Origin of the sequence: Testudinibacter crocodili, assembly GCF_006228025.1 — a bacterium.
Taxonomy (GTDB): domain Bacteria; phylum Pseudomonadota; class Gammaproteobacteria; order Enterobacterales; family Pasteurellaceae; genus Chelonobacter.
The window spans coordinates 1-10406 of sequence record NZ_VDHF01000052.1 but is presented as its reverse complement, the minus strand read 5'-3'; the positions used below and the strand labels follow the sequence as shown (position 1 = coordinate 10406).

8 protein-coding genes are annotated in these 10406 nt (G+C 43.4%); 2 read left to right on the top strand and 6 right to left on the bottom strand.

All coding sequences use genetic code 11. From position 1 onward, the window contains the following. Positions 1-16 precede the first annotated feature (16 nt). The 3 genes from rlmKL to FHQ23_RS05890 form a co-directional block, all read right to left on the bottom strand. A complete protein-coding gene (gene rlmKL, locus FHQ23_RS05900; RefSeq protein ID WP_139613487.1) occupies positions 17-2173 on the bottom strand; it encodes a bifunctional 23S rRNA (guanine(2069)-N(7))-methyltransferase RlmK/23S rRNA (guanine(2445)-N(2))-methyltransferase RlmL in 2157 nt (718 codons plus the stop codon). A gap of 99 nt (positions 2174-2272) precedes the next feature. Then, positions 2273-2584, bottom strand: coding sequence for a helix-turn-helix domain-containing protein (locus FHQ23_RS05895; protein ID WP_139610412.1), 312 nt, complete (start codon positions 2582-2584; stop codon positions 2273-2275). Between the two features lie 3 nt (positions 2585-2587). After that, positions 2588-2971 (bottom strand): type II toxin-antitoxin system RelE/ParE family toxin, encoded by a 384-nt coding sequence (locus FHQ23_RS05890; RefSeq protein ID WP_139613486.1) that lies wholly within the window; start codon positions 2969-2971, stop codon positions 2588-2590. A gap of 496 nt (positions 2972-3467) precedes the next feature. On the opposite strand from FHQ23_RS05890, the gene pcnB reads away from it, so the two are divergent. After that, positions 3468-4808, top strand: a complete 1341-nt coding sequence (gene pcnB, locus FHQ23_RS05885; protein ID WP_139613485.1) for a polynucleotide adenylyltransferase PcnB — start codon at positions 3468-3470, stop codon at positions 4806-4808. Then, the gene (folK, locus tag FHQ23_RS05880; protein WP_139613484.1) at positions 4798-5301 is read left to right on the top strand and encodes a 2-amino-4-hydroxy-6-hydroxymethyldihydropteridine diphosphokinase; all 504 of its coding nucleotides are present in this window, start codon (positions 4798-4800) and stop codon (positions 5299-5301) included. The genes pcnB and folK overlap by 11 nt, the downstream gene beginning before the upstream one ends. 71 nt (positions 5302-5372) lie before the next feature. Here the strand turns inward: folK and FHQ23_RS05875 are convergent, their stop codons facing one another. The 3 genes from FHQ23_RS05875 to FHQ23_RS05865 all read right to left on the bottom strand — a co-directional run bounded on the left by FHQ23_RS05875 (position 5373) and on the right by FHQ23_RS05865 (position 10285). Continuing rightward, positions 5373-6680, bottom strand: a complete 1308-nt coding sequence (locus FHQ23_RS05875; protein WP_139613483.1) for an HlyD family type I secretion periplasmic adaptor subunit — start codon at positions 6678-6680, stop codon at positions 5373-5375. Between the two features lie 12 nt (positions 6681-6692). Next, positions 6693-8942, bottom strand: coding sequence for a type I secretion system permease/ATPase (locus FHQ23_RS05870; RefSeq protein WP_139613482.1), 2250 nt, complete (start codon positions 8940-8942; stop codon positions 6693-6695). Positions 8943-9022: 80 nt separating this feature from the next. Next, positions 9023-10285 carry a TolC family protein gene (locus FHQ23_RS05865; protein ID WP_139613481.1) on the bottom strand — a complete coding sequence of 421 codons (1263 nt, stop codon included), beginning with the start codon at positions 10283-10285 and terminating at the stop codon, positions 9023-9025. Positions 10286-10406: the final 121 nt, after the last annotated feature.

Genomic DNA, 10406 nt, shown 5'->3' with positions numbered 1-10406 from the left:
GCCTCTTTAATAAGTTTTAATTAAAAGTGATCACCCAACAATTATGAATCTGTTTATTGCGTTCAAAATCCAGCGGTAAGGTTTTGGCGCTGATTTCGGTCGCTTGCAAATCAAGTGCGGTTAAGCCATCAAAATCCATTTTAAAGCCACGTTTATTATTGGAAAAAATAATCGTACCGTTCGGGCGAATAATGTTTTTCAGCAGCGTCATCAATTTCAAGTGATCACGCTGTACATCCCAACTGTCGTCCATGCGTTTCGAATTGGAAAACGTCGGTGGATCGACGAAGATCAGATCATATTGCTGTTTGCATTCTGCCAGCCATTGCAGGCAATCGGCTTGGATAATTTTATGCTGGCGGCTCTCTTCAAAGCCGTTCAGGATTAAGTTTTGTTCCGCCCAGTTGAGATAGGTGTTTGACATATCCACCGTGGTGGTGGTTTTTGCACCACCTAATGCCGCATGCACGGTTGCCGAGCCGGTGTAGGCAAATAGATTGAGGAAATCCTTGCCTTGCGCCATTTCGCCCACCATTTTACGGGTCAAACGGTGATCCAAAAACAGCCCGGTATCCAGATAATCGGTCAGATTAACCCATAATTTGGCGCCATATTCCTGCACGTCGAAATAGTCGCCCTGATTGCCGAGCTTCTCATATTGATTGCTACCTTTCTGCTTTTGACGCACTTTCAGCACCAGTTTATTGGTATCGACGCCAGTCACTTGCAAGGTGGCGCTGACCGCGTCTAACAAGCGTTGACGAGCTTTATTCGGATCAATGTTTTTCGGTGCGGCGTATTCCTGTACCACAATGTAATCCGCATAACGATCGACCGCCAAATTATATTCCGGCAAATCGGCATCGTATAAACGGTAGGCCTCCAGCCCCTGCTGTTGCGCCCATTTTTCAATTTTTTTACAGTTTTTTTGTAAGCGATTGGCAAAATCGGGCGCTAACGTGACACCATTGGAAACCGCACTTGGCGAATTTTGCGCATTTGGTTGCTGAAGTGCGGTCTGGCTTGGTTGGGCTATTTGATAATTCTTTTGCAAACATTCCAACGGCCCGTTTTTGGCTTTGAATTGGCGGTGTGAACGTAAGCGGATACAGTTCAGTAGCTCCGGTTCGGCACTGAAAATCGACGCATTCCAGCCGCCAAACTGCTGTTTTAAACGCTGCCCAAACACCGAATACAACGCAATCAGTGCAGGCGTCGTGCCAAGCCGCTCGCCATACGGCGGATTACACACCACTGTGCCGATTTCGTCAGCTGCACACGGATTTTTCAGTGCGGCAATGTCGCCCTGCTTGAAGCGAATCAAATGGGCGACTCCCGCTTGCTTGGCGTTATGTTGTGCTTTTTGTAATACGCGGTGATCGAGGTCGAAACCATAAAAGTGCGGTTGCGGATTTTTTTGTGCCTGCTGTTCGGCTTGTTGTTCTGCTTCTGACCGCACTTGTTGCCAACATTCAAAGTTATGCCCTTTCCAGTGATCAAAGCCCCAATGCAAACGCCCTAATTGTGGTGCGATGTGCGCTTCTATTTGCGCCGCTTCGATTAACAGCGTGCCAGAACCGCACATCGGATCAACCAGCGGTGTGCCTTGCTGCCAACCGGAACGTAAAATAATCGCTGCTGCCAAAGTTTCACGCAACGGCGCTTTGCCACTCTCTTCACGATAGCCACGTAAATGCAGCGCATCACCGCTCAAGTCCAGCGACACAATCAGTTCTTCTCGGTTCAAATAAACATGAATTCGAATATCCGGATACGCCTTTTCCACATTCGGGCGGGCTTCGCCGTGGCGTTCAAAATAATCGACAATCCCGTCCTTAACCCGCATGGCGCCGAATTGAGTATGACGAATCGCCTGATTAGTGCCGTTGAAATCCACTAAAAAGCTGCTTTTGCTGTCAAAATATTCAGACCAATTGAAGTTGGTGATGGTGGAGTAAAGATCGACATCGTCATAGACCTTGCCCTGCGTCAGCGGCAATAAAATCCGTGAACTTAAACGACTCCAAAGCAAAGTGCGGTACAGCGTGCTGTCATCGGCTTGATACGCCACCCCGCCCTGTTTCAATTGGCAATCTTGCGCCCCTAATGCGCTCAATTCGGTTTTTAATAATTCTTCAAAACCACGGGCTGTGGTGGCGAACAGGTTTTTCATCTTTTGCTTGGCTCTCATCGCATCGGTTAATTGAGGCGCAGTATAGCAAAATCGGCGAAAATTCGCAGACTATTTAACGGCGAGATGTGGTACTACACTTCAAGCAATTGCCGCAATGCCTTTGTGTCGAACTAATGTGAGTAACTTAAGTGCGGTACCACTCGGCTTTTTCACCCCCCGTTCCCATTCGGACACCCTATTTTTGCTGACATTTAAGTAAGTGGCAAAAACGGTTTGTGAAAAATTCTCTTTTTGTCGAATTTCACGAATTTCCTGTGGTGTTAAAGGCACAATCGGCGTTAAACAAGCCTGATCAAATTTACGCATTGTGGTTTTGTCGATTGCGCCGACATCATATAATTCTGCTGCGTGCTGATGGATCATTCTTGAAATATCACTGTTATAGCGCATTCTCTACTCCTGTAAATTTGTATCGGGGATTTCAATTAAAATACCCAGCTTAACCCATTGCATCATTTTTTCCTGAGAATACATGGCGTATTGTTCCGCCAGAAGTTTCAAGGCATATTCATCTGATTTACTGATATTCGCATAACGACTTTTACTGAAACCTGAAATAAAATAATGCGCACCATTGATACGATATAAAATCAAGACTCGATAACCCGATGACTTGCCTTGTCCCTGCCGAGCGACACGTTGCTTAATAACATTGCCGCCTAAATCAGCATCAATCAGCCCTTTTTCGGCACGCTTCACTGCATCAATCAAACAAGAATCACTTATTGCATGCTTTTCTGCAAATTTAGCAAAAATTTTTGTTTTAAATATTCTCACTGAAATTTATCACTCTTGGCGTTACATTATCATATTCAACATGATCCATCAATCAGGCTTAAATCCGTTTTCATAACGACATTTATGCAAAAACAGATCATAAAAACAGAGCTTATAACTCAATCAATCCTACGTATAATCCGGTCAATGTTTTTTACGATCTTGATCGCAATAGCATTAAAAACTGAAAATAATCTAGCCAATACAGTGATATTGGTATTTGCTACATTTTTATATTTGCAACCCTGCTGATTTGTACTAAAATTCGCCTCAAATTTCTGACATTATTAACGTGATAGGCTGTGTAGTTTCAGCGAGGTGTACCATTTTAAATTTAATCAAACAATTTTTCGGTAAAAAAAATAACAGCAACAAAACTGTAAAATCGGAAAGTGTAGCCACAGAATCTTCTGTATCGAAGACTCCTAAAACCAAAGTGCGTAGTGCACCAGTATTAGCACAAAAAACAGGTAAAAAAAATCATAAAAGCCACGCTATGAAAGAGAAATCGCATAGCAAATTTCGTCTGAAAGCCTCCGAATATGGTATTCAGCCGCGCATGATTCAGCGTAATGCGTTGACAGTGGTGGAAAAATTGCAACGTGGCGGCTATGAAGCCTATGTTGTCGGTGGTTGTTTACGTGATTTATTATTGGATCAAAAACCGAAAGATTTCGATGTTGCCACCAATGCCAGTCCGGAACAAATCAAAAAAGTGTTTCAGCGCCAATGCCGCTTGATCGGCCGTCGTTTTCGCTTAGCGCACATTATGTTTGGTCGCGACGTGATCGAAGTGGCGACTTTTCGCGCCGAGCATCAAGAAGAACACCATGGTGAACTCTCTCGGCAAAATTCCGATGGCATGCTGCTGCGTGATAATGTGTTCGGTAATCTGGAAAACGATGCACAACGCCGTGATTTCAGCGTTAATGCGCTATATTACGATCCAAAAAATAATCTGTTGATTGACTACTTCAACGGCGTCGAAGACCTACGCAACGGTAAATTGCGTTTGATTGGCGATGCCGAAACCCGTTATCAGGAAGATCCGGTACGAATGCTGCGTGCAGTGCGTTTTATGGCAAAACTGGATATGTTTCTGGATCGCGACAGCGAAAATCCGATTAAATCCTGCGCTGTGCTGTTGAAAAATATTCCCGCAGCGCGTTTATTTGATGAGTCATTGAAATTATTACAGAACGGTGCTGGATTAAAAACCTACGAATTGCTGCACCGCTATGATTTACTGCAATATCTGTTCCCGTCGTTGAGCCCGTTTTTTACCGAAAAACAGGACTCATTGGCAGAGCGAATGATCCGTACCGCACTTCAATCCACTGATGAGCGTATCCGTGATAATTTACGGGTAAATCCGGCATTTTTATTTGCCGCCTTCTTTTGGTATCCGCTGCGGGAAAAAATGGATCAATTGAAAAACGAAGCCGATTTAAATAATTTTGATGCATTTTCAGTCGCTTGCAGTGAAATTCTGGACGGGCTTTGCCGTGCGATTGCGGTACCGAAACGTTATACCATGGTGGTACGTGATATATGGTCACTGCAATTGCAATTGCCGAAACGCAGTGGCAATCGCGCCGAAAAAACCGTTCTATTGCCTAAATTTCGCGCGGGTTATGATCTGCTGACCATGCGTGCCGAACTGGAAGGCGGCGATTTAGTCGAGCTGGCTACTTGGTGGCACGAATATCAGTTGAGTAATCCGCAGCAGCGTGAAAATTTGATGACGGAACAAAATCAGCGTGACCCGCAAGTGAAAAAGAAACGCCGTTACCGTCGCCGCAAACCAAGCAACCGAGCCAAATCTCATGCAGAATAATACGATACCTAAGAGTGCGGTTTATATTGCACTCGGTAGCAATCTGGACAATCCAATAGCTCAATTGCAAAGTGCGGTTCGGGCGCTTGATACTTTGCCGGATACGCAAGTTACCGCGGTTAGTGCGTTCTATCGCAGCAAACCGCTCGGCCCGCAAGACCAGCCAGATTTCATCAATGCGGTTGCAGCGCTTGAAACCGCACTTTTACCATTGGATTTATTGGATCATTTGCAACATATCGAGCAACAGCAAGGTCGCGTTCGCCTACGTCGTTGGGGTGAGCGCACGCTCGATCTGGATATTTTGCTGTACGGGGAGTTGATTATTGAGAGCGAGCGCTTGAGCGTACCGCACTATGATATGGCTAACCGGGAATTTGTGATCGTACCACTGTATGAAATTTCACCACAGTTGCGCTTGCCGAATGGTGAAAAATTAGCGAACTTAGCTGATAAGCTTAAACCACATCATATGGAAATCGTCGCGATTTAACGCAATAATCACAGCTAAAAAACAAAACGGGATCATTACAATCCCGTTTTTTGTTTCTGTAACCTGATCAATTAGCGTTCTTGTAATGCCTGCTTCATTCGGGTGATCGGTTTGATTAAATATTGAAAAACGGTTTTTTCACCGGTTTTAATATCAATCGTGGCAATCATGCCTGGGATAATCGGCAATTCTTCACCATTTTTATCGGTCAAGGTGCTGGATTCTGTGGTCACTAAAACCCGATAGTAGGCTTCATTGGCATTTAATTTCAGATCGCTCGGGCGTTTTTGATCATGCAAGGTGTCCGGACTTAACAAGGTTACGATGCCGTCTAATCCGCCATAAATAGCATAGTCATAGGCTGAGAGTTTCACCAGCGCTTTCATTCCCGGACGTACATAAGCCACATCTCGTGGGCTGATATAAGCCTCAACCACCAGTTTTTCTTCTACTGGGACAATCTCCATAATATCTTGTCCGGCACTGATGACGCCACCAATAGTGTTGACTCGAATATTTTTTACAATTCCTTTCAGTGGCGAACGAATCAGGGAACGCTCTACCGGATCAGCCCGCATTGCCATATTTTCTCTGGCTTGTTGTAATTCTGACTGAACTCGCACCAATTCACTGTTGGCGTCGGTTACATATTTATTCTGCCGTTCCACAATTTGCAGTTGCAATTCACTGGATTGACGACGCATCCTCAGCACTTCTACTTCGGACACCGCACCTTTGGCAACCATCGGCGTTGTCATTGCAATTTCACGATCCAATAATGTTTTACTTTCGCTCAGGCTATTGATGGATTCTTTCAGAGCTTGTTTATGTGAGTTATAAACTGCAGTTTCCCGTTCAATCAGTTCTTGTGAGGTATCGTCAGCAAATTTGAGTTCGCGGTTATAGGCTTCGGCTTCCAAACGGGTTACAACTGCCGCTAAGTTCTGTACTTTAGCCTGACTTTCACGTAAACCGGCGGAGCTGCGAGTATCGTCCAATTTCAGTAATACCTGCCCCTTTTCGACCAAATCCCCTTCTTTCACCATCATTTCACTTAGAATACCCGGGTCTAGACTTTGAATCACCTGCTCACGGCTGCTTGGAATAATACTACCCTGTCCACGAGTCACTTCTTCCAAAGTGCTATTGTAAGACCAGATCACAAAAACCACTAAAAATGCAAATAATAGGATAATACTCCAAAATAGACCTTTATGCTTCTCCTGCTGGATTGCTGCATTCAGGTCAGTCAGCAACTTTAAATCTTGCTTACTGTATTGTTCCCTATGTTTTGCTTTTGGTTGTTGCTTGAGCTTATCTGCCTCCGCTTTTGTAACAACGTGATTTGATTTTTCTACTTTCGTTTCATTATCAGACATAATTTCTATACCTTAAAGCGTTGTATCTATGCGTGGCGAGGCAGTTTCTGCTGCTTGCTGCACTTCTTCTTTATTTGCTTGTGTTTTGGTTACGGTCGCCGTTTGTGGTGTTTGCTCCGCTGTGGCTTGTTGCTGTTGGGCATTTTTCTCATTTTCTGCCAGTCGTTTTAGTACTGCATCACGCGGACCGTCCATCACTACTTTGCCCTGCTCGATGATTACAATCCTATCAACAATCTGCAATACTTGTGGACGATGGGTGACAATTACCATGGTGCGATTACGACACCAATTTGCCAACACTCGTAACGCTTGGATTTCGCTGGCCTGATCAAGTGCGGTCGTCGGTTCGTCCAGCAACACCACTTTCGGATTGCGCAACAACATCCGCGCCAACGCAATTACCTGTTTTTGTCCGCCAGACAGACCGAGTCCATTTTCACCCAACGGCATATCCAAACCGCGTGGGTGATTACGGATTAACTTATCCAAACCAAATACCGTCAGTGCCCGAATCAAATCTTGGTCGGTTGAAAAACCGTCCATACGCGCCAAATCCATATTTTCACGCAGGCTACCCAAAAACAGGCGAGGATTTTGCTCTAATAATAAAATTTGATTACGCAAGAAACTTGGATCCAGTTGCCGTAGATCTACGCCATCCAGCGAAATGGTACCGCTATTTAGATCATATAAGCCGGATGCCGTTTTAAGTGCGGTTGATTTACCGCTGCCGATGCGTCCTAGGATACCCACTTTCTCTTTTGGTCTGATTGATAAATTTAAACTACTCAGTGCCGGTGCCCCGTCTTCACTATAAGAAAAAGAGACATTATTAAACTGAAGTTCACCGTTGACTTGATCCAAGGTGACATAGTTGCGATCACTGTCACGATCAGTTTTGCGCTCAACAATACCATTCACACCTTTTAACGCAACCCATGCCTGCTGAAAACGCACTGCCAATCCAGCAATTTGCCCGACCGGTGCTAATGCCCGTCCGGATAAGATCACCGCAGCAATCAATGCCCCCATGGTGATCTTTGAAGCTTGATCTTCACTGTGAATCAGATATGTACCATAAAGCACTAAAAATACGGTATTCAATTGCTGCATCGCAACCGCAAAATTGACCACAAAATTACTGACATCTTTCAATTTAATCGAAGATGCTGCAGCCGTTGCCGTGTAGTGATCCCAACGTTTTTGCGCCCATTTTGCCGCATTATTGGTTTTTAAAGTTTCCAATCCTTCGATTGCTTCTACCGCCAAACCTTGGCGCTGCGAAGACTCTTTCATCGATTCGTTGATATATTTAGCGAGTGGGCCTTGCGCCAAAAAGCCGACAAAAATAACTAAAGGAATAATAATGGACGGCACAATCGCTAAGCTGCCGGCGACCAACCAAATTACCGTGATAAATAAAAATAAAAACGGCAAGTCCACCAACGTTAGCAAACTGGCACTGGTCATAAAGTCACGCACTGACTCAAAATCACGTAAATTGCTGGCATACGAGCCGGAAGATGCCGGACGCTCTTGTAATTTTAGCCCAACCACTCGGCGAAACAACGCTGAGCTGATAATCAAATCGGCTTTTTTACCGGCAATATCGGTCAAGTGTCCCCGAATCATTTTCGCAATAAATTCAAAGCTGATCGCAATAAACACCCCAATACTCAACACCCACAAGGTATTGTACGCCTGATTTGGAATCACCCGATCATACACATTCATCACATACAATGAACTGACTAATGCCAAAAAATTGATGATAAACGTGGCTAAAATAACTTGATAGTAATAACGTTTAAAACGCCAGATTACTTTGAAAAACCAAGCTTTCGGCAATTTGTATTCCGGCAGCTCAGAACGCGAATCAATCCCGATTTTCGGTTTGATAAACCAACAGTAGCCTAAATAACCGTTGTTCAACTCTTGATGACTGATAAGTTGGGTCAAACCGTCTAATTGCTGAATTTTATACACTCGGTCTTGTCCATACCCCTCGATACTGACAATGACAGCCGCTTCTTCATTTTTTAACAACACCACAACCGGCATCGCCAATGAAGGAATATCCTCCAGCGGACGTTGTGAGATAGTGTTTTCAAAGCCTTCACTTTTTAAAAACTCTTGCAGTGAGGAAAAATTAATCCCCATATTGTTATCGCGGATAACATTTGCTGCCAAGGTTGCCACCGACAGTTGCGATCCCACCAACTGGGTTGCAAGAGACAGATTTTCAATAATCAATTTCATATGAATAATTCTTCTTGAGAGAGAGAAAAGCAATAAAAGCAGATATTTCTGCTTTTATTGTCGTTCGTGGTTATATGCTGTTATTTTCTCGCATTTTTCGGAAAGCCCGCCCATTCGGCAAGGGATCCTTGAGAGCGAAGATAATCCAATTTTGCTTTGCGCAAAGCCCCTTGGGTATTGACTTGTGCCATTTCAACATTAAACAGTTCACTGTGCGCATTCAATAATTCGATTAATGTTTTACGCGCCAAATCAAACTGTAACCGGTAAAACTCTATTACTCGGGTTGATGCCTCAATTTGTTTTTTAATGGTTTTTAATTGAATGGTGTTACGTTTAATATCCAATTGTGCCAAGTTGGTGGTTTCACGTAAATTACGCTCCACCCGATCCAACCGCTCTTTGGAGGAGGCGATCAAGTTGGCTTTTTCTCGGACTTCATAACTGGAAGTATGGTTAAATACATCCCAGTTGACATTGACACCAGCTTCCCGATCTTCAGTGGTTACCGTTGCTGTTAAATCAATTTTAGGCAGTTTTTTCAGTTTTGACAACTCGTGGTCTTTCATATTAGTTTCCAACTCAGCCATTTGTGCCTGATAGGTCGCTGTCAATTTACTGTCTTTAGCAGAATAATTTTTATACATCGCATCAACCGACAATTTGCTAAACGGATCTGTGAGATCTTTTTCGGTGATCTGACTACCGCTGTAACTTGCCAATTGTGTTAAATTTTGGTACATATCACGTTGATAATCATTGATTTCCTGCTCAACCAAAATCGCACGAGCTTCTGCTTGGGCATATTCAGATTCACGTCCTTCGTCATTGATAACAATATTGCCGATATCTGCCAAAATCTCGTTGTGGCGCTGTAAATTACGCTGTCCGACATCAATCCGCTCTTTTGCCAATAAGGCATTTAAATACAATTCGGAAATGGTATATGCTAACTCTTCACGACTTTCATAATATTTGAAGTTATAGTATTTTTCATTTTCTTTATTTTTTTCAACTTCTTTTTCAATTGCACCAAAGGCATATAAATTAATCGAACCACGTACTCCAGGCACTATTTTGCGATCTTTATAATCACTCTGATCTTTATGATATTGGGATAAGATTTTACTTCCGGTTAGCGATACCACCGGATAATGACCGCCTTTTGCCTGCTCAACCCGATCTTTGGCTGCGCCCAATTCGGCATCAGCTTCTTTTAATATGGGATCACTGACTAATGATTGAACTAATACATTTTTAAGTGAGTTGGTATAACCGATGGAACTAAAAAGCACTAATCCTGTGCCAACCAAAATTTGGCTGATAATCTTGCGTTTAAACATCAATAGTACTCCTGAAAGCCGTATATTTATTTAAAATCTATTGTATATTATTACAGTTTACATTAGTTCTAGATTTAAGCTAATAGAATTTACAAATTATTATGAAAGATAACTACCTTGA